This is a genomic window from Kitasatospora sp. NPDC059803 (assembly GCF_042732255.1).
Taxonomy (GTDB): domain Bacteria; phylum Actinomycetota; class Actinomycetes; order Streptomycetales; family Streptomycetaceae; genus Kitasatospora.
In genome coordinates, this window is record NZ_JBHWIJ010000041.1 from 7,857 (window position 1) to 34,635 (window position 26,779).

28 protein-coding genes are annotated in these 26,779 nt (G+C 73.8%); 11 read left to right on the forward strand and 17 right to left on the reverse strand.

Going from position 1 to position 26,779, the window contains the following annotated elements; translation table 11 throughout:
- The coding region (locus ACFV6I_RS09790) for an SsgA family sporulation/cell division regulator (RefSeq protein ID WP_380424224.1) at positions 1–447 on the forward strand (447 nt) is incomplete at its 5' end.
- Here ACFV6I_RS09790 and ACFV6I_RS09795 read toward each other — a convergent pair.
- The 3 genes from ACFV6I_RS09795 to ACFV6I_RS09805 form a co-directional block, all read right to left on the reverse strand.
- Complete coding sequence (locus ACFV6I_RS09795) at positions 366–1,889, reverse strand: GAF domain-containing protein (RefSeq protein ID WP_380378083.1); 1,524 nt, start codon at positions 1,887–1,889, stop codon at positions 366–368. The two genes, ACFV6I_RS09790 and ACFV6I_RS09795, sit on opposite strands and share 82 nt — an antisense overlap.
- Positions 1,890–2,220: 331 nt before the next feature.
- Entirely contained in the window at positions 2,221–3,315 is a 1,095-nt protein-coding gene (locus tag ACFV6I_RS09800; protein WP_380424227.1) for a M56 family metallopeptidase, read from the reverse strand.
- Positions 3,315–3,794, reverse strand: coding sequence for a BlaI/MecI/CopY family transcriptional regulator (locus ACFV6I_RS09805; protein WP_380424229.1), 480 nt, complete (start codon positions 3,792–3,794; stop codon positions 3,315–3,317). The genes ACFV6I_RS09800 and ACFV6I_RS09805 overlap by 1 nt, the downstream gene beginning before the upstream one ends.
- A gap of 115 nt (positions 3,795–3,909) precedes the next feature.
- Between ACFV6I_RS09805 and ACFV6I_RS09810 the strand changes: the two genes are divergently transcribed.
- The 5 genes from ACFV6I_RS09810 to ACFV6I_RS09830 all read left to right on the forward strand — a co-directional run bounded on the left by ACFV6I_RS09810 (position 3,910) and on the right by ACFV6I_RS09830 (position 7,918).
- A complete protein-coding gene (locus ACFV6I_RS09810) occupies positions 3,910–4,578 on the forward strand; it encodes a DedA family protein (RefSeq protein WP_063349547.1) in 669 nt (222 codons plus the stop codon).
- Complete coding sequence (locus tag ACFV6I_RS09815; protein WP_380336131.1) at positions 4,575–5,246, forward strand: phosphatase PAP2 family protein; 672 nt, start codon at positions 4,575–4,577, stop codon at positions 5,244–5,246. The genes ACFV6I_RS09810 and ACFV6I_RS09815 overlap by 4 nt, the downstream gene beginning before the upstream one ends.
- Before the next feature lie 244 nt (positions 5,247–5,490).
- Entirely contained in the window at positions 5,491–6,006 is a 516-nt protein-coding gene (locus tag ACFV6I_RS09820; RefSeq protein WP_380424231.1) for a pyridoxamine 5'-phosphate oxidase family protein, read from the forward strand.
- A gap of 104 nt (positions 6,007–6,110) precedes the next feature.
- A complete protein-coding gene (locus ACFV6I_RS09825) occupies positions 6,111–7,232 on the forward strand; it encodes a TIGR03364 family FAD-dependent oxidoreductase (protein WP_380336134.1) in 1,122 nt (373 codons plus the stop codon).
- A gap of 11 nt (positions 7,233–7,243) precedes the next feature.
- Positions 7,244–7,918, forward strand: coding sequence for a phosphonatase-like hydrolase (locus ACFV6I_RS09830; protein WP_380424233.1), 675 nt, complete (start codon positions 7,244–7,246; stop codon positions 7,916–7,918).
- A gap of 57 nt (positions 7,919–7,975) precedes the next feature.
- Here ACFV6I_RS09830 and ACFV6I_RS09835 read toward each other — a convergent pair whose 3' ends face one another.
- The 12 genes from ACFV6I_RS09835 to ACFV6I_RS09890 form a co-directional block, all read right to left on the reverse strand.
- Entirely contained in the window at positions 7,976–8,590 is a 615-nt protein-coding gene (locus ACFV6I_RS09835) for a hypothetical protein (protein WP_380424235.1), read from the reverse strand.
- 391 nt (positions 8,591–8,981) lie between these two features.
- Positions 8,982–9,638, reverse strand: coding sequence for a hypothetical protein (locus tag ACFV6I_RS09840; protein ID WP_380424237.1), 657 nt, complete (start codon positions 9,636–9,638; stop codon positions 8,982–8,984).
- On the reverse strand, positions 9,635–10,315 hold the full coding sequence (locus ACFV6I_RS09845; protein WP_063349554.1) for a hypothetical protein: 681 nt from the start codon (positions 10,313–10,315) through the stop codon (positions 9,635–9,637). The genes ACFV6I_RS09840 and ACFV6I_RS09845 overlap by 4 nt, the downstream gene beginning before the upstream one ends.
- On the reverse strand, positions 10,305–11,624 hold the full coding sequence (locus tag ACFV6I_RS09850; protein ID WP_380424239.1) for a putative T7SS-secreted protein: 1,320 nt from the start codon (positions 11,622–11,624) through the stop codon (positions 10,305–10,307). The genes ACFV6I_RS09845 and ACFV6I_RS09850 overlap by 11 nt, the downstream gene beginning before the upstream one ends.
- Entirely contained in the window at positions 11,621–11,917 is a 297-nt protein-coding gene (locus tag ACFV6I_RS09855) for a hypothetical protein (RefSeq protein ID WP_063349556.1), read from the reverse strand. Before ACFV6I_RS09855 ends, ACFV6I_RS09850 begins: the two co-directional genes overlap by 4 nt.
- A 176-nt stretch (positions 11,918–12,093) precedes the next feature.
- A complete protein-coding gene (locus tag ACFV6I_RS09860; protein WP_380336145.1) occupies positions 12,094–12,582 on the reverse strand; it encodes a hypothetical protein in 489 nt (162 codons plus the stop codon).
- Between the two features lie 102 nt (positions 12,583–12,684).
- Entirely contained in the window at positions 12,685–13,005 is a 321-nt protein-coding gene (locus ACFV6I_RS09865; RefSeq protein WP_063349558.1) for a multidrug efflux SMR transporter, read from the reverse strand.
- A 5-nt stretch (positions 13,006–13,010) separates the two neighbouring features.
- Positions 13,011–13,766 (reverse strand): HAD family hydrolase, encoded by a 756-nt coding sequence (locus ACFV6I_RS09870; protein ID WP_380424241.1) that lies wholly within the window; start codon positions 13,764–13,766, stop codon positions 13,011–13,013.
- A gap of 55 nt (positions 13,767–13,821) precedes the next feature.
- The gene (locus tag ACFV6I_RS09875; protein WP_363368993.1) at positions 13,822–14,907 is read right to left on the reverse strand and encodes an ABC transporter ATP-binding protein; all 1,086 of its coding nucleotides are present in this window, start codon (positions 14,905–14,907) and stop codon (positions 13,822–13,824) included.
- Positions 14,908–14,985: 78 nt separating this feature from the next.
- On the reverse strand, positions 14,986–15,795 hold the full coding sequence (locus ACFV6I_RS09880; RefSeq protein ID WP_063351452.1) for an ABC transporter permease subunit: 810 nt from the start codon (positions 15,793–15,795) through the stop codon (positions 14,986–14,988).
- Positions 15,795–16,835, reverse strand: a complete 1,041-nt coding sequence (locus ACFV6I_RS09885) for an ABC transporter permease (RefSeq protein WP_380424243.1) — start codon at positions 16,833–16,835, stop codon at positions 15,795–15,797. The genes ACFV6I_RS09880 and ACFV6I_RS09885 overlap by 1 nt, the downstream gene beginning before the upstream one ends.
- A 7-nt stretch (positions 16,836–16,842) precedes the next feature.
- Positions 16,843–18,009, reverse strand: a complete 1,167-nt coding sequence (locus ACFV6I_RS09890; RefSeq protein ID WP_063349561.1) for an ABC transporter substrate-binding protein — start codon at positions 18,007–18,009, stop codon at positions 16,843–16,845.
- A gap of 369 nt (positions 18,010–18,378) precedes the next feature.
- Here ACFV6I_RS09890 and ACFV6I_RS09895 point away from each other — a divergent pair, with 369 nt between their 5' ends.
- The gene (locus ACFV6I_RS09895) at positions 18,379–19,158 is read left to right on the forward strand and encodes a GntR family transcriptional regulator (protein WP_063349562.1); all 780 of its coding nucleotides are present in this window, start codon (positions 18,379–18,381) and stop codon (positions 19,156–19,158) included.
- Positions 19,159–19,194: 36 nt separating this feature from the next.
- On the opposite strand, the gene ACFV6I_RS09900 is transcribed toward ACFV6I_RS09895, so the two are convergent.
- Entirely contained in the window at positions 19,195–20,775 is a 1,581-nt protein-coding gene (locus tag ACFV6I_RS09900; RefSeq protein WP_380424245.1) for a phosphonate degradation HD-domain oxygenase, read from the reverse strand.
- Between the two features lie 253 nt (positions 20,776–21,028).
- The gene (locus ACFV6I_RS09905) at positions 21,029–22,114 is read right to left on the reverse strand and encodes a pyridoxal-phosphate-dependent aminotransferase family protein (RefSeq protein ID WP_380336161.1); all 1,086 of its coding nucleotides are present in this window, start codon (positions 22,112–22,114) and stop codon (positions 21,029–21,031) included.
- A 97-nt stretch (positions 22,115–22,211) separates the two neighbouring features.
- Between ACFV6I_RS09905 and ACFV6I_RS09910 the strand changes: the two genes are divergently transcribed.
- From ACFV6I_RS09910 to glnII, 4 genes are all read left to right on the forward strand, one after another.
- The gene (locus ACFV6I_RS09910; protein ID WP_380424247.1) at positions 22,212–23,303 is read left to right on the forward strand and encodes an amidohydrolase family protein; all 1,092 of its coding nucleotides are present in this window, start codon (positions 22,212–22,214) and stop codon (positions 23,301–23,303) included.
- Between the two features lie 117 nt (positions 23,304–23,420).
- A complete protein-coding gene (locus tag ACFV6I_RS09915) occupies positions 23,421–24,098 on the forward strand; it encodes a uracil-DNA glycosylase (protein ID WP_063349566.1) in 678 nt (225 codons plus the stop codon).
- A gap of 184 nt (positions 24,099–24,282) precedes the next feature.
- Positions 24,283–25,392 carry an SCO1860 family LAETG-anchored protein gene (locus tag ACFV6I_RS09920; protein WP_380424249.1) on the forward strand — a complete coding sequence of 370 codons (1,110 nt, stop codon included), beginning with the start codon at positions 24,283–24,285 and terminating at the stop codon, positions 25,390–25,392.
- A gap of 261 nt (positions 25,393–25,653) precedes the next feature.
- Positions 25,654–26,676, forward strand: coding sequence for a glutamine synthetase (glnII, locus tag ACFV6I_RS09925; RefSeq protein ID WP_063349568.1), 1,023 nt, complete (start codon positions 25,654–25,656; stop codon positions 26,674–26,676).
- The last annotated feature ends 103 nt before the right edge of the window (positions 26,677–26,779 follow it).

Below are 26,779 nucleotides of genomic sequence, written 5' to 3' on the forward strand. Positions count from 1 at the left end.
GGGGGGGCGGCGGGCGCGGCCCCCCCCGCGCGGGGGGGGGGGGTGGAGGAGGTGCTGATGCTGCGGATCTCGCTGGGCGAGGAGGTGGTCGGCGAGGTGCGCACCCGGTTCCGGTTCGAGGCCGCGCGCCCGTACGAGGTGCTGCTGACCTTCCATCTGGGGCGGCCGGACGAGGCCGACTGGGTGTTCTCGCGCGAGCTGCTGCGCGACGGCCTGCAGGCGCTGAGCGGCCAGGGCGACGTCAAACTGTGGCCGGCGTACTGCCCGTGCCACGGCTCGACGCTGCACCTGGCGCTCGAATCACCGCACGGCAGCGCCCTGCTGGAGGTCTCCAAGCCCCGGGTGCAGGCGTGGCTGGACCGTACCTACGCGCTGGTCTCCGCCGAGGCGGAGCGCGTCTGCGGCCCGACCGACGCCCAGCTGGCCGCGCTGCTCGCCGGCGGCTGAGGCCCGGTCGGGGCGCCGGCGGGCCCGCGCGGCGGGGGGACGGGCGCCGCGCTCGGCAGCCGGACCGTCCCCGCGGCCAGCCCGGCCCGCAGCCGCCGGACGGCCGGGGCCGAGGAGGCCGGCAGCAGGTCGTACGGGTCGTCCGGCCCGTCCACCGTGACCAGCACCGACTCGGCGATGCGGTACGGCCGGTGGGCCAGCAGGCCGCCCAGGTAGCGGCGCAGCCGGGACAGCTCGGCGCGGACCGTCACCGTCCGGCCCGGGTCGCCGAACAGCGCCTCCGCGAGCTGCGCGGCCGTGCTGCCCTCGCGTCCGGTGGCGAGCAGGAGCAGCAGTTCGGCGTGGCGCGGGCTGAGCGGGTGCGACCAGCTGCCGGCCGCGCCCCGGACGGTCAGCTCCGGGCGGTCCTGGCGGCGTAGGTCGAGCCGGAGCCGGGCGCCCTCGGCCTGCTCGGCCTGTTCGGCCGTCACCGTGCCGGAGCCGTCCGCCTCGGGCGGCCGGACCGGTCGCACCAGCCAGCCGTCCGCGAGCGGCTCCAGGGCGCACTCGCCGAGGCCCGGCACCCAGTGCACGGCGGCGGTTCCCCAGCCGCCGACCGGCACCCGCAGCCGGCCGGGCGGCGGCAGCCCGGCCGCGGCGGCGGTCCACCCGGCGGAGTCCACCACCAGGGCCGGGCCGGCCACCCGGGCGAGCATCGGGGCGGCCAGGGTGCGCAGTTGGTGCAGCGCCTCCAGCCGGTGGGCGCGTAGCTCGGTCTCGGCGAGCCGGGCGGCGGTGGCGGTGAGCTGCAGCAGGTACGGGCGGACGTTGCGGGCCGGGCCGCTGAGGTTGATCGCGCCGACCAGTCGCCCGGTGCCCGGGTCGTGCACGGGGGCGGCGACGCAGGTCCAGGAGTGGTGGCTGCGCAGGTAGTGCTCGGCGGAGTGGACGTGCATCGGGCGCTGGGCGCGCAGTGCGACGGCGATGCCGTTGGTGCCGACGCTCTCCTCGATCCAGCGGGCGCCGGTGAGGAAGCCGATCCGGTCGGCGCTGCGGCGCAGGGCGCGCTCGCCCTCCTGCCACAGCACGTGGCCCTCGGCGTCGGCGATGGCGAGGATCAGCGGACTCTGGCCGACCGGCTGGAGCAGGGTGTCGCGCAGCACCGACAGGACCGCGTCCAGGCCGCTGGTGCGGCGGCGCTGCTCGATCTCGGCGGGGCCGAGGTGGACGGCGGCGGCGCCGGCGTCGGGGTCGAGCCCGAGGCGGCGCAGCCGGGCCCAGGAGTCGCCGATCTCGGGGCGGGGTTCGAGCCGGCCGGGGGAGCCGGGGTCGGGGTAGGGGGGCTGGACGAGTTCGCGGGCGGCGGCTTCGGCGAGGGTGCGGTCGTGGACCCTGGCCAGCTCGGCCGCGCTCGGCGCGGTGCGGCGTTCTGGTCGTCGGGACTGCCGTCCGGTCTGCCGCACTCGCGTTGCTCCTCGCCGCCGTTCGAGGCCGCGCCGGGGTCGACGCGCTGACGAAAGCGTACGGGGGCGGTGAGGGTCTGGGGACGGGGTCTGCCAACTCGGCATACCGGACGGTATGACCGTGGACATGCCGAGGTGTGATGACTAGCGGGGGGCCTGGTGCGGGCCTGGTGTGGGCCCGACGCGGGCCTGGTGCGAGGCCTGGTGCGGGACCTGATGCGGGCCTTGCGTGGGCCTGATGCGGGCCTTCCGTGGGCCTGGTGCGGGCCTTGCGTGGGCCTGGTGCGGTGCTGGTGCGAGGCCTGATGTGGGCCTGGTGCAGGCTCGGCGGTCAGCGTTCCGCGCCGGTGCCGCGCTGGGCCGCCTCGACGGTGTGGTGCAGGTCGGCGGTGGCCTCCAGGGAGGCGGCGGTGCTCAGCGCCAGGCAGGCGGCCAGCGCGATCGCCACCGCGCGCAGGCGGGTGCCGGTGGCGGTGGCCGCCGGGCGGGGCTGGAGCAGGGCGGCGACCCGGCGCGGGACCGGCCCGGAGTGGGCGGCGGGGACGAGTCGGGGCCGGGCCGGCCAGGGGGAGCGGCTGGCGGCCAGGGCGGCCCGGCCGACCGCGCGGGCGGTCACGGTGCGGTCGCCGACCCGGGCGGCCGCCACCTCGTCGGCCCAGCGCTCCAGGTGGTACCCGAGGGGCGCGCGCAGTGGCCGCAGCGCCGGGTGGAGGTCGGCGGCGTGCTCGGCGAGGGCGAGGAAGACGTGGTGGCGGGCGGTCAGGTGGGCGCGCTCGTGGGCGAGCAGGGCGGCCCGCTCGGGCCCGGTGAGGATGCGCAGCATGCCGGAGGTGACCACGATCCGGCCGGGCTCGCCGGGCCGGCCGGGAAGGGGCAGGCGCCCCGGCAGGGCGAAGGCGTCGGCGCGCTCGTCGTCGAGGACGGCGAGCGGGTGCTCGCCCGGCTGGAGCAGGGTGCGGGCGCCGGCCAGGACGGCCTGCGGGGTGCGTGCCCGGCGCATGGTGGCGTGCCCGGGGCGCGCGTCCGGATGCCGGCCCTCGGCCGGCGCGGGGCAGGCCGTCGCGGCGCAGGCCGGGAGGGCGGCCCGGGCCTCGCGCAGTTCCAGCCGGTGGCGGCGGGCGGTGCGGACGGCCTGGGCGGTCAGCGCGGCGAGCACCAGACCGGCCGCGGCGGCCGCCCCCGGTGCGTCGGGTGCGGCGGCGGTGAGCCAGGGCAGCGACAGGTGGCCGATCGCGGCGACCGGCGGCAGCTGGAGCAGCCCGGCGGCGGCGAGCAGGCCGAGCGAGCAGAGGGTGCCGCCGGCCAGCACGGCGGACGTCCCGGCGAGCATCCAGGCGGCGGCCCGGGGCGGCAGCGCGTCGGCGAGGCGGCGGGCCAGCGGGGCGGCCAGGAACGGCAGCAGCAGCGGGGCCCAGACGGCGATCATCACGATCCGGCCGCCCCGGGGGTGCGGTGGCCGGGGGCGGGGGCGGTGCCCGGGAGGGGGCCGAGACCGGGGGTGTCGCCGTCGGTGCCCGGGGCGGAGCCGAGGCCCGGGGCGCCGTCGCCGAGCAGGTCGCGCAGCAGCTGCTCGTCCTCGGCGGAGAGGTCGGAGACGAAGCGGGCGAGCACGGTGGAGCGGTCGGCCTCGCGGCCGAGCTCGGTGTGCATCCGGCGGGCGGCGAGGCCCGCGGTGTCCTGGACGGTCGGGATGTAGGCGTAGGCGCGGCCGGCCCGGGTGCGCTCCACGGTGCCCTTGTCGTGCAGGCGGGCGAGGATCGTGGCGATGGTGGTGCGGGCGAGGTCCCCGCCGAGTGCCGACTGGACGTCCTGCGGGGTCATCGGCTGCCGGGCCGACCAGAGCGCGGCCAGCACCTCGGCCTCCAGCTCCCCGGCAGGCCGGCGGGCGGACGGTACGTCGGACATGGCGGCGCTTCCTCCAGGTTTCGTCTACAGTCATGTAGACCGTCTACGTCACTGTAGACGGTCGGGGCGGGTTCCGCTGTGAACCGCCCCCCAACGTACGGGAGGTCCGCCAGCCTTGCTTCAGTTCCTCGCCGATCCGGCCGCTCACCTCGCGGTGAACCCGCTGGACGCGTCCTCGCTGCTCGCTGCCTTCGGCGCACTCGGCATCGCCGTCGTGCTCTTCGCCGAGACCGGCCTGCTGGTGGGCTTCTTCCTGCCCGGAGACTCGCTGCTGTTCACCGCCGGCCTGCTGTGCGTGCCCGGCGCCACCAAGGGCCCGCAGCTGGAGCTCTACCAGGTGCTGCCCGCCGCCCTGGTCGGCGCGCTGGCCGGCGCCCAGGTCGGCTATCTGATCGGCAAGCGCGGCGGCCGCGCGCTGCTGCGCCGCACCGAGCGCAAGAGCCTGCTGCAGGGCGTCGAGCGGGCCGAGGAACTGCTGGGCAAGTACGGCCACGGCAAGGCGATCGTGCTCGCCCGCTTCATCCCCGTGGTCCGAACGGTGCTGAACCCGCTCTGCGGAGTGCTCGAAGTGCCGGTCCGCTCGTTCACCTTCTGGCAGGTGACCGGCGGCGCCCTCTGGACGGTCGGCGTCGTGCTCGCCGGGTACGGGCTCGGATCGTCGATCCCCAGCATCGACAGATATCTGCTCCCGATCATCGGTCTGGTAGTAGTTGTCTCCGTGCTCCCCATTGTTCTCGAACTGTTCCGCGCCCGTAAGGCGCACCGTCACGGAGGTGACAAGTGACGTCCTCCCGGGCTCTCGCCGTCTACGACGGCAGCGGCATCGACGGCAGCCTCTACACCCGGGTGAACGGGTGGGCGCAAGCCGCCCCGCACTGGCTGGACGAGCTGATCAAGGTCTGGTCGGCGCTCGGCCTCGGCCTGTTCGCGGTCTTCATGCTCTACGCCTGGTGGCGGGCGCGCGGCGCCGACTCGGCCGTGATGGCCAAGGTGCTCGCCTCGCCGGTGATCGTGGTCGTCGCGTACGGCGTCAACTCGGTGCTCAAGGGCATGGTCGAAGAAGTCCGGCCGTGCGCCCAGATCCCCGGCAGCATCTCGCTGGAGACCTGCCCCGGCGCCGGTGACTGGTCCTTCCCCAGCAACCACACCGTGATCGCCTTCGCCGCCGCCACCGCACTCTGGTTCGCCGACCGGCGGCTCGGCTGGATCGCCGGGATCTTCGCGGTGCTGATGGGCGCCTCCCGGGTCTGGGTCGGCGTGCACTACCCGCACGACGTGGCCGTCGGCGCGCTGGTCGGCCTCCTGGTCGCGGTGGTGCTGGCGCCGCTCGCCGGCCGCTGCGGGCCGCTGGTGGACCGGATGCGGGCGGGTGCGCTGCGCCCGCTGCTCGGTCCGGGCGCGATGCCGGCGATGGCGGGCCGCCACGCGGCGTACGGGACGCGGCAGCACTGAACGGCGACGGCCGACAGTAGTGACGGCGGGTGTCGGCAGCGCTGAACGGCGGGTGCCGGCAGTACTGGCGGCGAGACCCGACAGCGCTGATTCCGTAGCCTCCCCGTAGCCCGTCCGACCCTTGTCTGGCCGGGGTGGCGGGTAGAGCATGTGAGCCGGGCGTGGGGCCCCTTCGCGGGGAACCCGCCCGGCTCAGTCGTGCCGGGGCGCGGGAGCGCCGGGCGTGCCAGCGGAGGGAGTGCCAATGCCGTACCGACTCGACATCACGCAGGGGGACTGGCCGGGCGAGTCGCCGTACAAGGGCGTCGAGGGCCTGCTCGCCGAGGCCATGGTGCTCACCCTCGCCACCGCCGGCCACGAGCACGGCCCGCACGCCAACCTGGCCTTCTTCGCGTACGACGACGACCTCGTCCTGTACTTCGTCAGCGAGCGCTCCACCCGGCACAGCCACCACCTCGCCGAGGAGGCCCGGGCCGCCGCCACCGTCTTCCTGCCGCCGCCGGTCTTCGGCGAGCAGCTGCGCGGCCTGCAACTGACCGGCGGCGCGAGCGAGGCCTGGGGGCGGCAGGCCGAGGCGGCTCTGGCCGCCTACCAGGGGCGGTACCCGTCCTTCGCGCAGGACGAGCAGGTGCGGCGGCAGTTCCTCACCGGGGGCGGGGCGGCGGCGCTGTACCGGTTCCAGGTGGAGGAGCTGACGGCGGTGGACGAGCCGAACTTCGGGCGGCGCAACTACCTGCGGGCGCGGGTGCTGCGGCCGTAGGCCCTACCCGGCCCCCAGGGTTGTCTGTACAACTTTTCGGGTGATTCATCTGCGGGACGCTACCGGGACGCCCCCAGGACACCTGGGCGCACCAGCCTGGCCGCATGAGAGTCATCGTCGTAGGAGCAGGCGTGCTCGGCACCATGCACGCCTGGCAGGCCGTCGAACGCGGCCACGAGGTCGTCCACCTGGAGCGCGAGACCGAGGCGCGCGGCGCCTCCGTGCGCAACTTCGGCCTGGTCTGGGTCAGCGGCCGCGCACAGGGCGAGGAACTGGACACCGCGCTGCGCGCCCGCGAACTGTGGGAAGGCATCGGCGCCCGCGTCCCCGACCTCGGCTTCCGCGCCAACGGATCGCTCACCGCGATCCGCACCCAGGCCGAACTCGCCGTCGCCGAACAGGCACTCACCCTGCCCGACGCCGCCGCCCGCGGCTACCGGCTGCTCGACGCCGACCAGACCAGGGCCGCCAACCCCGCCCTGCGCGGCGAACTCCTCGGCGCCCTGTGGTGCGAGCGCGACGCCGCCGTCGAACCCCGCACCGCCCAGCCCGCGCTGCGCGCCGCCCTCCAGGCCACCGGCCGCTACACCTTCCTGCCCGGCCGCGAGGTCCGCGACGTGATCGGCGAGAACGCCGTCCGCGACGACCACGGCGACGTCCACACCGGTGACCTCGTCATCCTCTGCACCGGCGCCTGGCTCGGCGGCCTCGTCCGCGAACTCGCCCCTTCGCTGCCCGTGCGCAAGGTCCGGCTGCAGATGATGCAGACCGACCCGCTCGGCGAGACCCTCACCACCTCCGTCGCCGACGGCGACAGCTTCCGCTACTACCCGGCCTTCGCCGGCACCGCCCTGGACCGCCTCCGCGACACCCAGCCGCAGCCCGACGTCGCCGCCGAACACAAGATGCAGTTGCTCATGGTCCAGCGGCGCGACGGCGGCCTCACCATCGGCGACACCCACGAGTACGACCAGCCGTTCGGCTTCGACGTCGTCGAGGACCCGTACGACCACCTGGTCGGCGTGGCCGAGGACCTGCTCGGCCGCCCCCTGCCGCGCGTCCGCCGCCGCTGGGCCGGGGTGTACGCGCAGTGCGTCGACACCACCCGGGTCGTCCACCGCGAACAACTCCGCGACGGCGTCTGGCTCGTCACCGGCCCCGGCGGCCGCGGCATGACCTGCTCCCCGGCCATCGCCGAAACCACCGCCGAACTCGCAAACCTGTAAGGGTAGTTGACATGTCCTTTGATATCCGCCTGGTCGTCCTCGACATGGCCGGCACCACCGTGGCCGACGACGGCCTCGTCGAACAGGCCTTCACCGCCGCCGCCCGGACGCTCGGCGTCGAGGTTGGCAGCCCGGGCTTCGGCCCCATGCTGGACCACGTCCGCGCCACCATGGGCGAATCCAAGATCTCCGTCTTCCGGCACCTCTTCGGGGACGAGGACAAGGCCCAGCGGGCCAACACCGCCTTCGAGGCCGCCTACCACGACCTCGTCGACGCCGGGCACTGCGCCGCCCTGCCCGGCGCCGCCGAAGCCATCGCCGAACTGCGCGGCCAGGGCCGGAAGGTCGCCCTCACCACCGGCTTCTCCCGGGCCACCCAGGACCGCATCCTCACCGCCCTCGGCTGGCAGTCCGTCGCCGACCTCACCCTCAGCCCCGCCGAGGCCGGCCGCGGCCGCCCCTACCCGGACCTCGCGCTCACCGCGCTGCTGCGGACCGGAGTCGAGTCGGTGCGGCAGATCGCCGTCGCCGGCGACACCGGCTACGACATGCTGACCGGCGTACGGGCCGGAGCGTCCGTCGTCGCCGGCGTGCTCACCGGCGCCCACGACGAGGCCCGGCTGCGGGCCGACGGGGCGACGCACGTCCTCGGCTCGGTCGCGGAACTGCCCGGACTGCTGGGCTGAACGATCCCCCCGGAGCAGGAAGTCGGCCCGGCAGACTTCCTGCTCACCGGGGTCAGGTCAGGACACCGGCCCGGCCGCTCCGCCGCCTCGCCGCCGGGCCGACTCGCGGCCCAGCCAGGCGACGGCGAGCATCAGGGCGGCCGTCAGCCCGACGGCGAGCCCGAGATCCCGGGGAAGACTGATGTCCCCCGGGCGCTGCGGGTCGGCGCGGCCGGCCGGATCGAAACGGACCGTCACCCGGTCGCCGACCGCGAGCGTGCGCAGCCCCGTCGACAACTCGCCGCCGGGCAACGCAGTGCCGTCCTCGGCCGCGAGGTCGTACATCGAGGACGGGTGCTTCCCGGCGAGACGGTCCGTCTCCCCGGCGACCCGGGCCGTCACCGTCTCGCCGGACAGCCGCAGGATCACGTCGTCCCGCGCCATGGCCACGGCCCCCGTCGCCAGGCCCGCGAGGAGAACGGCGAACAGCGCCACCCAGCAGCCCACCCACCGCCCCAGCAGCCGCACCAGACCCACCACCCAGGCCACCACCAGCACCAGCCCGAGCAGCGACGCGGCGCCCCCGCCGAGGTAGGTGCCCGCGAGCACCAGCCCGAACGTCCCCACGGGGACACCCAGGACCAGGACAGCGCTCAGTACGGTGGCCCGGCTACGGTCCCTGGTCGTACCCATGACTCTCCCCGCGTGCGTCCGATCGGGCTGGAAGAGTACGACGCGTCCCCTCGCCCCCGGACACGGGGGCTGGCCGGGCGGGAGGGGGACTTCCTCGGGGTGGAGGGAGAAGCAGGCGTGGGCCTTCTACAGGCATGGCGCAGGGCAGCGAGCATCGAGCCAGAGCGCGGCCCGTCGGAAGTACTCCTTCATGAGCGCCGCGCGAGAAAAGGCCCTCCGCTCCCCCTCCCGATAGGCCGTCCACTGGATGGCTTCGAGGCGGTCGACCATCAACTGAACATTTTCCGTGCTCACTTGAGATCACTTTCGCGCGGAGTGGGGATTCAGTGGCATCGAGCCCGTAGCGCTTTCAGTGGTCGAGTGATCCGTCCGCTGACGGCGGCGACGTTCTTCAGGACACTGTGTGCACCACGGGGTCGGAGGGGTCCTGTGGCGGTGTGGGTCTGCGTGCGGACCAGAGCAGGGTGCCGCCGATCAGGGTGTTGCAGGCGAGGAATGTCAACAGGTAGGCGGTGGAGTCGACTTCGCCGGGGAGTTTGGGGGCGACCTGGCCGGCCGGGTCGATGCGGACGGTGATGACGTCGCCGGGTTTGAACCGGGTGGAGCTCTCTTCGAGGTCGCCGCCGGGGATCTCGCCGGCCGGGTCGGTCGAGGCGAGGGCGTAGGCCCGTCCGGAGCCGTGGAGCGAGTCGGTCGTCTTCTCGTTGAGGACTACGGCCTGCACCGTCCGGCCCGATCCCAGGATCAGGTTGGTCCAGGCGACGGAACCCGACAGGTAGGCGACGAAGGCGACGGCGGCGATGCCTGCGCCCCAGGCGAACGCCTTGCGCTGGAACGCGGGGTTGCTGTCGGCGTCGCGCCGTAGGGCGAGGGCGAGCAGCATGACCACGGGGTAGGCGAAGCCCACGATGGTGGCGACGAACGAGTTGACGTACACGTTCAGTGCCGTGACGCCGATGAGGATGGCGGTGGAGAGGGCGATGAGGGCCAGTGCGCCGCGGAGGCGGCGGAGCCCGTCGGGCGGGGCCGAGTCGGTGGTGGTCGTCATCCGAAGGCCTTTCGGATGTTGTCCCACTGGTCGGGTGGCAGCGCGTCGGCGCTCTCGTCCCGGGGCGGGTGGAAGGAGATGCCGCGGAACGCGGTGGCCAGGAGCGGCAGCCACTCGTCCCAGTGGTCGAGGTCCTCGGTGGTGAAGACGGCGGCGACCACGTGCGGGCTCCACGGGTGCGGGATCAGCAGTTCGAGCTGGCGCACCGTGTTGACGGTGGAGTCGGGCACGCCGAACACCGCGCCGGGCACCGGGACGGCCAGGTCGCGGGCGGCGAGCGCGGCGCGGCCGGTCGGCAGGTCCACCACGCCGACGTCGGCGTCCGGCCAGGCCTCGGCCAGTTGTTCGGCGATTCGGGCGGGGTAGCTGCCGGGCGCGCCGAGGTCCTGCGGGCGGACGAAGACGGTGAGCATGCCGTGGATGGGCTCGCCGTCCTCGGCCCGGACGAGGCAGCTGGAGACGTGGACCGCGCCCTCGCGCAGTTGGGTCTGCAGCGCGGTCTCGGCGGCGATCACGGCGCTGAGCTTCTGTTCGGGCCGGGCGTCGGGGAAGGCCGCGTCCAGGCCCTCCGCCGTGCGGGCCATCCGGTCGCCGAGGTCCTCGTCGAGGTCGAGGGGGGTGAAGCCTGCGGGCAGGGTGAGCCAGAGCGGCGGAATCCCGGTGGTCTCAACGGCCATAGCCGGCCGCCCATCCGCCCATGCCGAGCAGGTTGCCGACGGCGGACACGGTGCCGATGACGGCGGAGCCCTTGCCGCCGGCGGTGCCGACGCCGACGGACCCGATGACGTTGTTGCCGCCGGTGGTGTAGTTGACGGCGTCGGTGAGGCCGCCGCTCGGATTGTCCTGGCTGAGGGCGTACGCCGTCGGGACGTTGAGCCCGAAGGTGGTGGCGGCCTGGACGCCGTCGGAGACGTTCATCGCGGTGGCCTTGGAGACCCCGAGCTTGATGGCGGGCTTCTCGATCGCGGTGGTGAAGATCGGGTTGGCCGGGTCGACGGCGCGGGCGGCGGCCCGGACCTCGGTCGTACCGGCGCTCATGGCGCCGCGTACGCTCCCACCGGCGGCGCGCGCCCCCCGGGTGGCGTTCAGGCCCTTGGCCGCGACGCCCACCCCGGGGATCGCGCCGATGACGTCGCCGCCCAGCGTCAGCCAGTTGCCGATGTTCTTCTGCGGCGGCCACAGCTTGCCCTCAAGGGCGTACTTGGTCGCGTGCGTGCCTGCGGCGGCGGCGCTCAGCAGGAGGGCCGGCAGCGCGAAGGCGGGGAAGAAGATCGCCGCGACGCCGCAGAGGCCGGCGGCGACGGTGAGCATGTCGGCGCCGTGGTTCTTGAGCCAGTTGCCGACCTTGCTGAGCCAGCCGGGCTCCGGCGGCGCCTTGCTGTCGGCGGCCTTGCGGATGGCGGCCGCGGTCTTGTGGGCGTCGGACTTGTGGCCCCCGGCGAGTTCGTGGGCCTGCTTCTGGAGCTCGGTGAGGTCGTTGGCGGCGCTGCCGACGAGTGCGGCGGCCGCGTCCAGGTGGTCCTTCGCCTTGGCGTAGCGCTGCTCGGCGGCGGCGAGGCCGGCGTCGTCGGGGAAGGTCTGGCCGGCGAGTTTGAGGTCGGGGGCGGCGGCCGCGGCGGTGTGCGCCTGTTCGGCCTGCTCCTTCTGCTGCTTGGCGGCGACCGCGGCGCGGGCCAACTCGGCTGCCTTGGGCTGGTGTTCGGTCAGTGCCGTGTACCAGACGTCGAGGGCCTGGTAGGCGGCGGTGATCGAGTCGGCGGCGTCCTGGAGGTACGTGGGGAGCTTGCCGAACTGGCCGGCGAAGGCCTTGGCGGCCTCGCCGGTCCACTGGCCCTGGTTGGCGGAGAGCTGCGAGAGCGTGGTGTGGACGTCGGTCAGGTGCTGGCCCACTCGGCGCAGGCTGCCGCTGAGGCCGGTGACCGCGGCGGTGTCGCCGGGGGTCGGGTTGAAGCCGAGGCCGGACCAGTCCGGCGTGGGGGCGGTCACGACCGCCCCTGGGGGGTGAGGGCCTTGGTGGTGTCCTGTTCGGTGCTGTCGTACCCCTGTTGCACCTGCTCCAGGCCGTCGTCAAGGATCTTGACGCACTCGCGGACCTTCTTCAGCCCGTACTCCCACGTGCCCTGGAAGTGTCCGCAGGCCTCGTCGAGGAAGTCGTAGCCCAGTCCGCTGCGACTCGCTTCCTTGAGCGCCTTGAGTCCTTGGTCGAGTTCGTCGCCGCAGCCTTTGAGGTCCTTGGCCAGCTTGGCGAGGAACTCGGTGCTGACCGTGAAGTCGGCCACTGCTCCCCCGATGTGTCGATGGCGTGACCGGCCGAGCATAGCCGCAGTCGGTACGCGGGCGACCTGTTGTGACGGGTGCTTCACGTTGCGGTGACGGGATCTTGACGATGCGCCAGCGCGCGGCGGCGTCGGCGGCGGCCGGGAGGCGGCCGGGCGGCGGCCGGGCGGCGTCGGGGTCAGCGGCGCCAGAAGCCGCGCTTCTTCGGGGCGACGAGCTTCGCCACCGCGGCGACGAACAGTTCGGCGACGGGGGAGGGGCCCTCGCCGTGGTTGAGGTGGCCTTCGGAGGACCACTCGCCGAGGACGGTGCCGGGGCTGCCGTCGAAGGGGTTGAGCGCGTGCTCCAGGGTCACGTAGCGGACGGTCTTGGTGCCCTGGGGGTGGACGGCGGCGACGAAGTGGGCCTCGGTGGCGCCGGTCGGGGTGGGGAGGGTGACGAGCAGCAGGGGGTGGCCGTCGGCCCGCAGGTGCCGGCAGTCCAGGCCGTGGCTGGGCAGCCGGTCCTCGGGCGGGAGGGTCTGGCCGAGGTTGTCCCAGATGCCGGTGAGGACGGGCAGGAGGCTGCCGCCGGCGTCCGGGACGGTCAGCCGCGGGCCGAATTCGAGGACCTGGCGGGCGAGCTCGCGGTGGACGAAGCGGTAGTGGTGGGGCCGTGGTTCGGTCATGGGGCCCACGGTAGCGAACCACTCGGAGCGGGCGGTCGGCACATCCGACTTCCCGCTCCGAAAGGGCAGTTGACCAGCACCGTGGGTCGCGGTGGCGGTCCGTCAGTGACTGTTCTTGAGGTTGAGCACGACCACTCCGACGATCACCAGGGCGATCCCCAGCCACTGGAGGCGTCCCAGTGATTCGCCGAAGGCGACCACGCCTATTCCGGCGACCGCCGCCGTCCCGGCCCCCGACCAGACGGCGTAGGCGACCGAGACCGGGATGTGCTTGAGCGCGCGCCCGAGCAGCACGAAGGACAGCACGTAGCCGACCGCCACCCCCAGGCTCGGCCAGAGGCGGGTGAACCCCTCGGTGAGCTTGAGGCAGCTGGTCGCGCAGACCTCGCTCAGGATGGCGAGGGAGAGCAGGAGATAGGGCATGCCGGTCAAACGGCCCGGGCGGCGCCGAGCTTCCCCAGCAGGGCGAGGTCGGCCTGTTCCAGGCTGGCGAGCAGGGTGATCCGGCCGCCGTCGGGCATCGGCGTCGCGGTGGACGGCACGGCGAGCACGGCGCAGCCGGCCGCAGCGGCGGAGGCGACTCCGGTCGGGGTGTCCTCGACGGCGACGCAGGCGGCCGGGTCCAGGCCGAGCCGTTCGGCGGCGGCGAGGTACGGGTCCGGTGCGGGCTTGGTGCGCGGGGTGTCCTCGGCGGCCAGGGTGACGGCGAACCAGTCCCGGCCGATGGCGGCGAGGACCAGGTCGACCACCTGGCGGGGGGAGGCGGAGACCAGGGCGGTGGGCACCTGTGCGTCCCGCAGGGAGGCCAGCAGGGCGAGCGCGCCGGGGCGCGGGACGGTCTCGGCGGCGACCTTGGCGGCGAAGGACTCGCCGAGCCGGGCGGCGAGTTCGGCCTCGGTGAGGGTGGTGCCGCTGACCTTGTGCAGGTGGGCGGCGGTGTGCTCGACGGCCTGGCCGAGCACTTCGGGGGCGTCCTGGTCGGTGAGCGCGTGGTGGAGCTCGTCGGCGAGTTCGGCGGCGGCCTGCCACCAGAGCTGCTCGGTGTCGACCAGGGTGCCGTCCATGTCGAACAGGACGGCGGCGGGGCGGGGGGCCTCGGGCGCAGGCGCGCCGGGGGCCAGGGGGTCGGGCGTCACGGAGGATTCGGGCGTCAGGGCGGAGTTGGGCGTCAGGGCTTCAGGCATGGCGGTACCTTCGGTGGTTCATCAGATGGTGCTACGCAGATGGGGTTCGAGGCTCTCAGACGGTGCGGCGGTCCACCAGCACCGGACGCTCCGGCAGCAGGAGCTCGGCGCGCGATCCGGCCGGCAGCGCGGCGGCGGCCTCGGTCGGCAGGTCGGCCTTGACCTCGGTGCCGTCGTCGAGGCGGACGGTGAGCCGGGTGACGGCGCCCAGGAAGGACGCGGTGATCACCAGGGCCGGGCCGGCCTCGGACGGGGTCAGGGTGACGTTCTCCGGGCGGACCAGCACCTGGAGCTCGCCGTCGGCGGGCAGGTCGCCGTCCACCGCGTGCCGGCGGCCGAGCACCTCGACGCCGTCGGACGTGCGGGTGCACGGGATGCGGCTCATGGTGCCGACGAACTCGGCGACGAACGCGGTGGCCGGGCGGCCGTACAGCTCGGACGGGGTGGCGCACTGCTCCAGCCGGCCCGCGCGCAGCACCGCGACCCGGTCGGCCATCGACAGCGCCTCCTCCTGGTCGTGGGTGACGAACAGGGTCGTGATCCCCAGTTCCTGCTGGAGCCGGCGGATCTCCTCGCGCAGCTGGAGGCGGACCTTGGCGTCCAGCGCGGACAGCGGCTCGTCGAGCAGCAGCACGCGCGGCTGCAGGGCGAGCGCCCGGGCGAGCGCGATGCGCTGCTGCTGGCCGCCGGACATCTGGTGCGGGTAGTGCTCGGCGCGGTGCGGCAGGCCGACCAGCTCCAGCAGCTCCTGGGCGCGCTTGCGGCGCTCGGCCTTGCCGGCGCCGCGCATCCGCAGCCCGAAGGCGACGTTGTCCAGCGCGCTCAGGTGCGGGAAGAGGCTGTACGACTGGAACACCATGCCCGCGTCGCGCTTGTGGGCGGGGATCGCGGTGATGTCCTGCCCGTCGACCAGGACCTCGCCGGAGTCGTGCTGCTCGAAGCCGGCCAGGATGCGCAGCGCGGTGGTCTTGCCGCAGCCGGACGGGCCGAGCAGGGCGAGCAGTTCGCCCGGGTGGACGGTCAGGTCCAGGCCGTCGAGGGCGGTGGTGGCGCCGAACGAGCGGCGCAGCGAGCGGAACTCGACGGTGGCGCCGCCGGGGGCGAGCGCGGCACCGGCGACGGGGGCGGAAACCGTGGTCATGGCTGGTGACTCCTGGAAAGCGTGGGGTGGTTCAGGACCGTGCGGCCAGGGCGCGGGACGGCCGCGCGGCGGGGTGTCTCAGGCCCGCGCGCCCTTGCGGCCGCGGCCGACGGCGGACATCAGCAGCAGGACGAGCCAGACGATCAGCAGGCTGAGCATCGAGACGGCGACGGACATCTGGCCGTCGCTCTTGCCGTTGGAGTTGATCCACACCGAGAAGGGGGCGAAGCCGAGGATGGAGGCGGTGGTGAACTCGCCGAGCACCAGGGCGACGGTGAGGACGGCCGCGTTCAGCAGCGCGCTGCGCAGGTTCGGCAGGACGACGGTGAACACCGCGCGCAGCCAGCCGGCCCCGCAGTTGCGGGCGGCCTCGACCAGGGTGGCGACGTCCACGCCGCGCAGCCCGGCGTCCAGCGCCCGGTAGGCGAACGGCAGCGCCATCAGCACGTAGGCGATGACCAGGACGATCGGGAACTTCGGGTCCTGGATGGCCACGATGGTCTGGAACAGCGGGGTGTCCTGGAGGTAGTCCGGGCCCCAGCGCAGCACGCCGATGATGCCGGTGGTGAGCGCGACCACGGGGACGACCAGCGGCATCGAGCACATCACCTCGATCACCGGGCGCAGCTTCGGCGCACCGAGCCGGGCGGCGAGCATCGCCGGGACGAGCAGGAGCAGCAGCACCGCCACCGTGACGCCGGCCAGCTCCAGGCTCAGTACCAGGCTGTCCAGGAAGCCGGGCGCGTTCAGCAGCTCGGTGTAGGCCCGGAAGGTGGTGCCGCCCTTGTTGTCGTCGACGCTGAAGATCACCGAGGAGGCCAGCGGTACGGCGAAGTAGACGCCGCAGAGCAGCAGGACGAGGCCGCGGCCGAAACGGATGCGATTGATCAGGCGAGCCACTTGGCACTCCGGCGCTGAAGGGGCAGGTACACGGCCATCACCAGACAGGCGACCACGATCATGTCGAGGCCGAGGGCGAGGGCGAGGTTGCCCTGGCCGACCAGGACGTTGCCGGACAGCGCGTCGCCGATCTGCATCGAGATCAGCGGCACCGAACTGCCCACCATGGCCTCGGCGGTGGCGTACGCGGCGAAGGAGGCGCCGAACAGCAGCACGAAGCCGCCGAGCAGCGAGGGCACCAGGACCGGCAGGGCCACGTGCCGCCAGTACTGCACGACGGTGGCGCCGTTGTTGTACGCGGCCTCGCGCCACTGGGTGCGCAGGCCCTCCAGGGCCGGGGTGATGGTGATGACCATCAGCGGCACCAGGAAGTACAGGTAGACCACGGAGAGGCCGGTGAAGGTGTAGAGGTTCCAGCCGTGGCTGGTGAGGCCGAACTTCTTGGTGACCTCGCCGGCGTTGCCGAGGGTGGCGACGAACATGAAGGCGAGCGGCACGCCGCCGAAGTTGGCGAGCACGCCGGAGGCGGAGAGCACCGCCTCGCGGAACACCCGGAACCGGGAGGTGGCCACGGCCTGGGCCAGCGGCAGGCCGACCACGGTGGCGATCAGAGCGGTCAGCAGGGAGAGCTTGACGCTGCCCCACAGGGCGGTCCAGTAGGCGCCCTGCAGCGAGCCGGTGAGGTTGTCGGTGGTGAAGGTGCCGCCGCCGTCGGGGGCGTCGGGCGAGGTGGTGAACGCGCCGATGGCGATCGCGACGGCGGGCAGGCCGAAGCCGACCAGGAAGAACAGGAGCAGGGGGAGGGCGGCCAGCCAGGCGCGGCCGCGGCCGGCCCGGGGCTTGCCGGGGCGGGGGGCCCTGGCGGTCTTGGCGGTCTTGGTGCTCTTGGCCGTGGTGGCCGTGGTGTCGGTGGCCTTGGCCGTTGTGGCGTCGGCGGTGGCGGGGGTGGTTGCTGCGGGGCCGGGGGCGCCCCCGCCGCTCTGGGCGGCGGAGGCGGGGGCCGGCACCGGGGTGGGAGCCGTGGTCATCGTCAGGTCAGCCCGCGATCGCCTTGGCCCAGTTCTCGGTCACGGTCTTCTTGGCCGTGTCCGTCTGCTCCTGGGTCGGGAAGGTGGTGAAGGGCTTCTCGACCGGCGGGAGCTTGGCGGCGCCCGCGGCGTCCAGGGTGCCGGCCGTCTTCATGGCGTCGAACAGGGCCGGGGTGGCGTAGCCGCCCAGGAAGCCGTTCTGGCCCTCGGCGCTGTACAGGTACTCCTCCCACAGGCGGGCGGCGGCCGGGTGCGGCGCGTCCTTGTTGATCGCCTGGTTGTAGTACTGCGCGTAGGAGCCGTCCGAGGGGATGGTCACCTGCCAGTCGATGCCCTTGCTCCTGAACTTGTCGGCGTAGCCGGCGTTCAGGTACGACCAGTCGATGCTGATCGGGGTCTCGCCCTTCTCGATGGTCGCCGGGGTGACCTCGACCGGGTTGAAGTTGCCGGCCTGCTTGACCTTGGCGAAGAAGTCGATGCCGGGCTGGATGTTGTCCAGCGAGCCGCCGTTGGCGAGCGCGGCCGCGTAGACGGCGCCGAACGCGGCACCGGCCTTGGTCGGGTTGCCGTTCAGGGCGACCATGCCCTTGTACTCGGGCTTCAGCAGGTCGGCGAAGGTCTTCGGGCAGGCGGACACCTTCTTGGCGTCGCACGCGATCGACATGTAGCCGCCGTAGTCGTTGTAGTGCAGGCCGTCGGCGTTCTTCATGGTGGCCGGGATCTTGTCGAAGTCGGTGACCTTGTACGGGGCCAGCAGGCCCTGCTTGGCGGCGCTGAGCGCGAAGGCCGAGCCGAGGTCGACGACGTCGGGGGCGCGGTCCTGGCCCTTGCGGGAGGTGATCGCGTTGATCTCGTCCTGGCTGGCGCCGTCGGGGTTCTCGTCCTCGATCTCGATGCCGTACTTCGCCTTGAAGTCGTCCATCAGCTTGCCGTAGTTCGCCCAGTCGCGCGGCAGCGTGATGGCGTGCAGCTTCCCCTCCTTCTTGGCGGCGGCGATCAGGCCGTCCATCCCGCCGAAGTCGGCGACCGAGGTGGCGGTCTTGGCGCTCTTGCCGCCCGCGGCGTCGCCGGACTTCGCGGTGGAGGAGCCGGCGGAGCCGCAGGCGGTGAGGGACAGCGCGGCGGCGGTCAGGACCGCTGCGAAGGCGGCGGAACGGGCGCGGTGCACGGACACGGGTCAGTCTCCTGATCGGGTGTACTGCAAGGGGGTGAGCTGCGGTGGGGTTGTCTGATCGGGGGATCGTGCGAGTGGCCGTTCGGAGCCGTTCTGAGGTGCCCGGTGCCGTTCGGAGCCGCCCGGAGCCGTTCGAGGCCGTCCGAGTTGACTAGCCAACTTCGCTGACGGACGTAAGTACGCCGGAGTCCGATGACGGGAAGGTGAACGGACGGCCCAGAACCGGGGTCGGCTGCGGGAACGGTCGAATCCGGCCATCGGAGCGTGATCCGTTCGGTGCGATGCTTCAAAGGCGCAGCGGGATAAGGTCGGGCTGTCCGTGCCGGTACGGCTGCGCAGGACACCGCCCCAGGAGGGACATTGACTGACGTGGCACTTGAGCCCGGGCGCCCCGCCGAGCGCGCTCCCGGCGCCCTGTACCGGAAGGTCGCCGCCGACCTGCGCGAGGCCATCACCACCGGCGCGTACGGCGAGGCCGGCCGGCTGCCCGCCGAGGGCGCGCTCGCCGAGCAGTACGGCGTCTCCCGCGGCACCGTCCGCCAGGCGCTCGCCGTCCTGCGCTCCGACGGGCTGGTCACCTCCCGCCGCGGCACCCGGCGCGTCGTGCTCGGGGGCGCCCGGGTGCAGAGCTTCTCCGAACTGCTCAGCTTCACGCACTGGGCGTACTCGATGGGCGAGGAGCCCGGCGGCATCCTGGACTCGCTGGTCCGCCGCCCCGCCGACACCGCCGAACGCGAGCAACTGCGCCTGGAGCCGGGCGCCGAGGTGTATGTGACCGTCCGGCTGCGCACCCTCTCCGGCACGCCCGTGATGGTCGAGCGGACCATCTACCCGCCGCGGGTCGGCGAGATCGTCGCCGAGCTGCCGGCGGACGTCGTCTCGCACACCGAAGTCCTGCGCGAGCACGGCATCCTGTTCACCGACGCCGACCACACCATCGACATCGTGGCCGCCAACGCCGAGGACGCCCGGCTCCTCGGCTGCCGCCGCGGCGGCCCGCTGCTGCGCGAACGGCGGCGCACGACGGACCCGACCGGCACTCCGGTGGAGTGGTCCCAGGACCGCTACCTGCCCGGGACGGTGGCGTTCAGCATCCACAACTCGCTGGCCGCGTCGGCGCTTTCGCGGCACGCCCGGGAGGGTGACTGAGCCTGGCCCTCTTCCCGGGCGTGCCGGCCGGCGCCATCAGCGCATGAGCGCGGCGAGCAGCGGGCGGTAGTGCTCGAAGCCGGGTGTCGGCGCCCCGGCCGCCTTCGCCTGCTCGTCCCAGCGGCGGACGGCCACCGCGTCGGCGGCGCCCGGGAGTTCGGCGAACGCGGCGGCCTGCCGCTCGTCCATCGGGCCGCCCTGGACGGTGAGGGTGTACTCCGAGGCCTCGGACAGCCGCTGCCGGTAGTCCGGTTCCACTGCGCACAGGTAGCGCTTGGCGGCCACGTGCAGCCGGACCGGCTCGGTCACCTCCGGGCCGAACCACCGCGCCAGCCAGTCGGCGCCGGTGTCGCTGTGCCGGTTGTCCTGACCCTCCATCAAATTCCTTCCGTGTAGCGCCCCGTGGAAGTGGCCGACGTCGTGCAGCAGTGCGGCGGCGACGAGGTGGTCCGGCGCCCCGGCCGCCTCGGCGGCAGCGGCGGCCTGGAGCATGTGCTCGGCCATGGTGACCTCCTCGCCCAGGTACTCCCCGGCGCCCTCGCCCGCGAACAGCCCGGCGATCGCGTCCAGCGCGGCGGCGCGCCGGTGCAGCACGGCGAGGGTGCTGCCCAGCGTGTCCAGGTCGGCGTAGCAGCCCTGGAGGTGGCGGTGGCCGTCCTGCTGGAAGGCCGTACGGGCGTGCAGCAGCCGGGTGTTGTCGAAGACCAGGCAGTCGCCGCGGTCGAGGCGGAAGGCGAGCTGGAGCTCGGGGCGCAGGGTGATCGCGGCGAAGCGGCGGTACGCGGCGTAGAAGGCCGTCAGTTCGCCGGAGCTCCCGCGCAGGGTGCCGATCGAGCGGTTGTTGAACCGCACCTCGCGGATCCGGCCCAGGGCGTCCACCTCGATCAGCGGGCGGTCGGCGCGCAGTTCGGTGCGGCGGTCGCGGAAGACGAACGGGACGGGCGTGCGGGTGAGCGTCTCGAAGTCCGCCGGCGCCTCCTCCCGGAGGGCCGCCGCGGCCCGGAACCCGTCCACCAGGCCGGAGTCGCCGCCGGTCGCGGAGTTCTCCAGGCAGTGCAGGAGCTGGAGCGTCGGCACCGGGTCCCGGTACGGGTTGTCGGTGTGCGGCGCGATCGCGACGCTGGTGAACGCCAGGTTGTTCGGATCCGGCTCGACCCGGACGTCGAACAGCTCCCCGTAGTTGGTGACCCGGACGTAGCCGAAGCTCTCGGCCACGGTGAGCACCTGCCGTTCCACCGCCGGCACCCCGCGCAGCACCGCGAAGCCGCTGCGGCGCACGGCGGTGAGGACGGCGGCCTGCTCGGCGGGGTCGGCCAGGTACGCCTCCCACCGCGCCTCGGGGATCCCGTGTGCGAAGTCCGCCGCCACCCAGAGCCGCTTGTCCTCCTCCGTCCGCCCGTCGCCGTCCCGCTCGGCGCCGAGCCACTCCAGCGGGTACCGCGAGCGGTGCCCGTCCGACCAGAGCACCTCCAGGCCCCCGTCGGTCTCCGTGCTCGCGGCGACCGCCAGGTCCTGCGGCAGGTCGTCGATCTGGAACAGCTTCTGCCCGTTCCTGGGGTCCCGGCACTCGGCGCACGGGCAGTTGTCGCGCAGCCAGTACGGCGGCAGCTCGGTCACGGTGGTCTCCTCCTCGGCGGCGTCCCGGGTGAAGTTGTATAGCCAACTTCACCCCTGGCCGGAGCCTGCCTGCCCCCGGTGAGATCGGCGTGCCGCGCAGATGAACGCTGCGGGAACTGTGCCGGGAGCCGATGGCCGAAACCCGCCGCGCCGCGTGGGACCAGGTCCTGTCCGAGGGTGAGACGGAGCGGCCCCCGGGACCGGGTGTCCCGGGGGCCGCTCCGCGTGATCGGGCCTCGACGGCGCCGTGGTGTCAGCCCTGGACGGCTGCCGTCCAGGCCGCCTCCGCGGCGGCCAGGGCCGGGGCCGGGTCCGCGTCCGTCGCGGTGGCGAGGGCGGTGAGGCAGGCGTGGACGGTGGGCAGGGCGGCGGCGGGGCCGTAGTGGTTGACGCGGAGCATCGACGCGGCGAGGGGGCCGCCGCCGGGCTGGACGGGGAGGGCGGGGTCGAGGCGGGCGGCGAGCTCGGCCGCGTGCACGCCGGCCGGGGTGCGCAGGGTGGTGGCGACGGGGGCCGCGTGGGCGTCCTCGGTGACGAACGGGGCGAGGGTGCCGAGCGCGCGGGCGCCCGCGCGGGTGGCGGCGGAGGCGGCGCGGTGGCGGGCGATGACGGCGGGCAGGCCGTCGGCGGCGATCCGGTCGAGGCAGGCGCCGAGGGCCAGCATCTCCAACTGGGCGGGGGCGTGCGGGAGCACGGTGCGCCCGGCGTCCGTCCAGCGCTCCTTCCAGTCGAGCAGGGACAGGTAGGAGCGGCGCGGGGCGGCCGGGTTGGCGGCGATCCGCTCCCAGGCGCGCTGGGAGACGGAGACGGCGGAGACCCCGGCGGGGCCGCCCATGGCCTTCTGGCCGCCGATGACGCACAGGTCGACGCCCCACTCGTCGGTGAGCAGCGGCTCGGCGGCGACGGAGGCGACCGCGTCGAGCATCAGCAGGGCGCCGTGCTCGCGGACGGCGGCGGCGATCCCGGCGACGGGGTTGGTGTTGCCGGTGGCGGCCTCGGCGTGGACGAGGGAGACGAAGTCGACGGCCGGGTGGGCGGCGAGGGCGTCGGCGACCTGCTGTGCGCTGACCGCGCTGTCGAAGGGGACGGCCAGGTCCACGACCTCGACCCCGCAGGAGCGCAGCCAGTTGCCGAAGGTCTGCCCGTACGGGCCGGTGACGATGTTGAGCGCGGTGGAGCCGGGGTGCGCGGCGCCGCGGATCGCGGCCTCCAGCGGCAGCAGCGCCTCACCCTGGGTGACGATGACGTCCGCGGTGGTGTGCAGCAGTGCGGCCACCTGGTCCTCGATCGCCGCGAACTCGGCGGCGCTGAGCGGGGGGAGGTCGAGGAAGGGGCTCACGGTGGCGGCCTTTCGGGCATGAGGTGATGGGTGTCGGCACGAGTCTGCCGCATTCTTGCTGCTTACAGGGAACACGCCCGTCGGTAGAGTGCGGGCCATGAGCGATGGCGCGGTGCTGCACGTCCGGGGTCGGGTGCTGGTCGGTCCGGAGGACGTCCGGGACGAACTCTGGGTCGTGGACGGCCGGGTGAGCTTCACCCGCCCGCCCGGCGCCGAGGACGTCCGGACGGTGACCGGCTGGGTGCTGCCCGGTCTGGTGGACGCGCACTGCCACGTCGGCCTGGACGCGCACGGCGCCGTCGACGCGGAGACCAGCGAGAAGCAGGCGCTCACCGACCGTGACGCCGGCACCCTGCTGATCCGCGACGCCGGCTCGGCCGCCGACACCCGGTGGATCGACGAGCGCGAGGACCTGCCCCGGATCATCCGCGCCGGGCGGCACATCGCCCGCACCCGCCGCTACATCCGCAACTACGCGCACGAGATCGAGCCCGGCGACCTCGCCGCGTACGTCCGTGCGGAGGCCCGGCGCGGCGACGGCTGGGTGAAGCTGGTCGGCGACTGGATCGACCGCGAGCGCGGCGACCTCGCCGCCTGCTGGCCCGGCGACGCGCTGGCCGAGGCGATCGCGGCGGCGCACGAGGAAGGCGCACGGGTCACCGCGCACTGCTTCGCCGCCGAGTCGCTGCCGGACCTGCGGGCGGCCGGCATCGACTGCATCGAGCACGCCACCGGGCTGACCGAGGAGCTGATCCCGGCCTTCGCCGAGCGCGGCGTGGCGATCGTCCCGACGCTGGTCAACATCGCCACCTTCCCGGGCCTGGCGGCCGGCGGCGAGGGCAGGTTCCCGGCCTGGGCGGCCCACATGCGGCGGCTGCACGAGCGCCGCTACGCCACCGTCGGCGCCGCGCACGACGCCGGCATCCCGGTGTTCGTCGGCACGGACGCCGGCGGCTCGCTGGCGCACGGGCTGGTCGCGGAGGAGGTGGCGGAGCTGGTGAAGGCGGGGCTGAGCCCGGCGCAGGCGCTGTCGGCGGCCAGTTGGGGTGCGCGGGAGTGGCTGGGGCGGCCGGGGCTGGAGGAGGGGGAGTCGGCCGACTTCGTGGTGTACGGGGAGGACCCGCGGGCGGACGTCCGGGTGCTCGCCGACCCGCGGCTGGTGGTGCTGCGCGGCCGGCCGGTGGGGTGAGCGGGTGGCCGGTGGCGGGCGATCCGTCGTGGTCGGCCGTGGGCCGGGCGGTCCCGGGTTCGTATGCATGATCATCCGCTGAACGCGCTGTCGGTGTAGGCCGATAGGGTGGCCACCATGGCACCGCGTCCACTGAACGAGATCGTCGAGCCCGGTTGGGCCACCGCCCTGGAGCCCGTCGGCGGGCAGGTCGCCGCCATGGGCGACTTCCTACGCGCCGAACTGGCCGCCGGCCGCACCTACCTGCCGTCCGGGCCGAACGTGCTGCGGGCCTTCCAGCAGCCCTTCGCCGACGTGCGGGTGCTGATCGTCGGACAGGACCCGTACCCGACCCCGGGCCACGCCGTCGGGCTCAGCTTCTCGGTGGCGCCGGAGACCCGGCCGATCCCGGCCAGCCTGATCAACATCTTCCAGGAGTACGGCAGCGACCTCGGCCTGCCCCAGCCGTCCAACGGCGACCTCACCCCGTGGACGCAGCAGGGCGTCCTGCTGCTCAACCGCGCGCTGACCACCGCGCCGCGCAAGCCCGCCGCGCACCGGGGCAAGGGCTGGGAGGAGGTCACCGAGCAGGCGATCCGGGCGCTGGTGGCGCGCGGCGGCCCGCTGGTGGCGATCCTGTGGGGGCGCGACGCCCGCAACCTGCGGCCGCTGCTCGGGGAGATCCCGGCGATCGAGTCGGCGCACCCGAGCCCGTACTCGGCGAGCGGCGGCTTCTTCGGCTCGCGGCCGTTCAGCCGGGCGAACGAGCTGCTGGCGCGGCAGGGGGCGCAGCCGGTGGACTGGCGACTGCCGTAGCAGACCGGAGTCAGCGGCAGACGTCAATCTCACTCCAACGAGTGAAATGACGTTCTGTGTGGCTCCTGTGACGGACTGTTCGAGAAGACTGGCGGCTCACCGTTCGGAACGCCGGCCCCTCCCCGCCTGTCTCGGGTGACGTCTGGGCGCGCTCCGGATCAACAGCACCTGTGGGGGTACCGCCATGTCTTCTCGTTCCACCAGCTCCGCCCGTTCCGCCGGTTCCACCCGTTCGGCTCGTTCCGTTCGCCGAGCCGCTTCCGCCGCCGCCGTGGTCGCGGCCTGCACGCTGCTCACCGTCCCGCCCGCGTACGCGGCCCCGGCCGCGCCGGCGGCCACCCCGGCGGGCGCTGCGTCGTCCTCTCCGTCGTCCTCGCAGCCGTCCGCCGCCTCGCCCGGCAAGGCGCGCGCCGTAACCGCCGAACTCGCCCTGGACGTCAGCCTGTTGAACAAGACGGTCGACGTCCCGGTGGACCTCGCGCTCAACAAGGTGGAGACGCCGGCCCAGCGCGAGGGCTCGCTCCTCACCGCCAAGGTCGACGGCGTCGACCAGCAGGGCCCGGTAACCCTGGTCAAGGCCGACATCGGCACGGCCGTGACCCGCATCGACGCCAAGGGCACCGCCGCCTCCGTCAAGCTGGTCAACGCCGACGTGCACGCCCCCGGCCTGCCCGCCACCACGCTGATCGGCCTGGAGGCGATGAGCGCCGAGGCGACCTGCCCCGTCGACGGGCAGCCGACCGCCGACGTCGTCGCGCCCGCCAAGCTGACGGTGCTCGGCAAGCCCGTCACCATCGGCCTGTACGGGCCGACCAAGGTGGACGTCCCGCTGATCGGCAGCGTGTCGGTGGAGCTCTCCAAGAAGAGCACCACCTCGACCACCGCCGCCGCCTCGGCCCTGGAGGTCCAGGTGGAGGTGAACCCGCTGAACCTGAACGTCGCCAAGGTCACCGGCAAGATCACCGTGGCCTCGGTGAGCTGCGAGAAGCCCTCCGTGCCGGCTGCCGGCGCGACCCCGACCCAGGCCCCGACGTCGCCCGCGCCGACCGGCACCGCCGCCGCCACCACCGCCCAGCCGGTCGCGGACACCAGCACCACCGCCCGCGCCGTCGTCCCGCAGGCCGCCACCGAGAAGCCCGGGCCGTCGGAGAAGCCGGCCGCCGGCCTCGCCGCGACCGGTGGCAGCAGCGCCACCGGCCCGCTGGCCGCCGGGGCCGCCGCCCTCGTCGCCGGCGGGGCCTGCGCCCTGTGGGCCACCCGGCGCCGCCGGGCCGCGCACGCCCGCCGGAGCTGAGCCCCGGCCCCTCGCGGGGCGGGAGCGCCATCCCGGGTGCGACCCCGGAACCCTGGGTGCCATCCCGGAACCCCGGGTGCGACCCCGGCACCCCGGGTGCCGCTCCCGCCACTCCGGGCGCCGCCCTGGCACTCCCGCACCGTGACCGTGCCAATACGGAGGGTTGGTTCACATCCGCGTTACACAAGAGGAACAACCGGGAAACGGCGGCTTGCGACGCTACGCGGGCACCCACCACCCAGCAATGCGAGGTACACCGCCGTGGCAATCAAGGCCGAGTACATCTGGATCGACGGCACCAAGCCGACCGCGAAGCTCCGTTCCAAGACTCGGGTCCTGCCCAACGCGGACAAGATCCCGACCTGGGGTTTCGACGGCTCCTCGACCAACCAGGCGGAGGGCCACGCCTCGGACCGCGTGCTGGACCCGGTGAAGGTCGTGCCGGACCCGATCCGCGGCGGTGACAACATCCTGGTCCTGTGCGAGGTGCTGGAGACCGACGGCACCCCCCACGCGTCCAACACCCGCGCCCTGCTGCGCGAGGTCGACGAGAAGTACGCGGCGCAGGAGTCGATCTTCGGCATCGAGCAGGAGTACACCTTCTTCAAGGGCTCCCGCCCGCTCGGCTTCCCGGAGGGCGGCTTCCCGGCCCCGCAGGGCGGCTACTACTGCGGCATCGGCGCCGAGGAGGTCTTCGGCCGCGAGATCGTCGAGCTGCACCTGGACCGCTGCATCGACGCCGGCCTGGCGATCTGCGGCATCAACGCCGAGGTCATGCCCGGCCAGTGGGAGTTCCAGATCGGCCCGGTCTCCTCGCTGACCGTCTCGGACGACCTGTGGATCGCCCGCTACCTGCTGTACCGCACCGCCGAGGAGTTCGGCATCGACGCCACCCTGGACGCCAAGCCGGTCAGGGGTGACTGGAACGGCGCGGGCGCGCACACCAACTTCTCCACCAAGGCGATGCGCGAGGGCTACGACGCCATCATCACCGCCTGCGAGTCCCTCGGCGCCTCCCAGGACAAGGTGCTGGAGCACGTCAGCCAGTACGGCGACGACATCCAGTCCCGCCTGACCGGCAAGCACGAGACCGCCCCGTGGAACGTCTACAGCTACGGCGTCTCCAACCGCGGCGCCTCGGTCCGCATCCCGTGGCAGGTCGAGGTGGAGCAGAAGGGCTACATCGAGGACCGTCGCCCGAACGCCAACATCGACCCCTACGTCGTCACCCGCCTCATGATCAACACCTGCTGCGAGGCCCTGGAGAAGGCCGGCCAGGTCTGATCCGCCCCGCTGCGCACCGGGGGCCCGGGCGCCCCGCTCAAGGGGGGGGGGGGGGCGGCGGGGGGGGGGGGGATATCCCCGGTTTTCACGGGACCCCCCCCCC

Excerpts from the sequence above, each read along its gene's own strand:
- ACFV6I_RS09800 (WP_380424227.1), bottom strand. The coding sequence starts at position 3,315 with ATGATCGCCGTCTGGGCCCCGCTGCTGCTGCCGTTCCTGGCCGCCCCG.
- ACFV6I_RS09885 (WP_380424243.1), bottom strand. The coding sequence starts at position 16,835 with ATGACCACGGCTCCCACCCCGGTGCCGGCCCCCGCCTCCGCCGCCCAG.
- ACFV6I_RS09825 (WP_380336134.1), top strand. The coding sequence starts at position 6,111 with ATGAGAGTCATCGTCGTAGGAGCAGGCGTGCTCGGCACCATGCACGCC.
- ACFV6I_RS09860 (WP_380336145.1), bottom strand. The coding sequence starts at position 12,582 with ATGACCGAACCACGGCCCCACCACTACCGCTTCGTCCACCGCGAGCTC.
- ACFV6I_RS09865 (WP_063349558.1), bottom strand. The coding sequence starts at position 13,005 with ATGCCCTATCTCCTGCTCTCCCTCGCCATCCTGAGCGAGGTCTGCGCG.
- ACFV6I_RS09910 (WP_380424247.1), top strand. The coding sequence starts at position 22,212 with ATGAGCGATGGCGCGGTGCTGCACGTCCGGGGTCGGGTGCTGGTCGGT.
- ACFV6I_RS09845 (WP_063349554.1), bottom strand. The coding sequence starts at position 10,315 with ATGGCCGTTGAGACCACCGGGATTCCGCCGCTCTGGCTCACCCTGCCC.
- ACFV6I_RS09915 (WP_063349566.1), top strand. The coding sequence starts at position 23,421 with ATGGCACCGCGTCCACTGAACGAGATCGTCGAGCCCGGTTGGGCCACC.
- ACFV6I_RS09875 (WP_363368993.1), bottom strand. The coding sequence starts at position 14,907 with ATGACCACGGTTTCCGCCCCCGTCGCCGGTGCCGCGCTCGCCCCCGGC.
- ACFV6I_RS09805 (WP_380424229.1), bottom strand. The coding sequence starts at position 3,794 with ATGTCCGACGTACCGTCCGCCCGCCGGCCTGCCGGGGAGCTGGAGGCC.
- ACFV6I_RS09840 (WP_380424237.1), bottom strand. The coding sequence starts at position 9,638 with ATGACGACCACCACCGACTCGGCCCCGCCCGACGGGCTCCGCCGCCTC.
- ACFV6I_RS09835 (WP_380424235.1), bottom strand. The coding sequence starts at position 8,590 with ATGGGTACGACCAGGGACCGTAGCCGGGCCACCGTACTGAGCGCTGTC.
- ACFV6I_RS09920 (WP_380424249.1), top strand. The coding sequence starts at position 24,283 with ATGTCTTCTCGTTCCACCAGCTCCGCCCGTTCCGCCGGTTCCACCCGT.
- ACFV6I_RS09870 (WP_380424241.1), bottom strand. The coding sequence starts at position 13,766 with ATGCCTGAAGCCCTGACGCCCAACTCCGCCCTGACGCCCGAATCCTCC.
- ACFV6I_RS09830 (WP_380424233.1), top strand. The coding sequence starts at position 7,244 with ATGTCCTTTGATATCCGCCTGGTCGTCCTCGACATGGCCGGCACCACC.
- ACFV6I_RS09820 (WP_380424231.1), top strand. The coding sequence starts at position 5,491 with ATGCCGTACCGACTCGACATCACGCAGGGGGACTGGCCGGGCGAGTCG.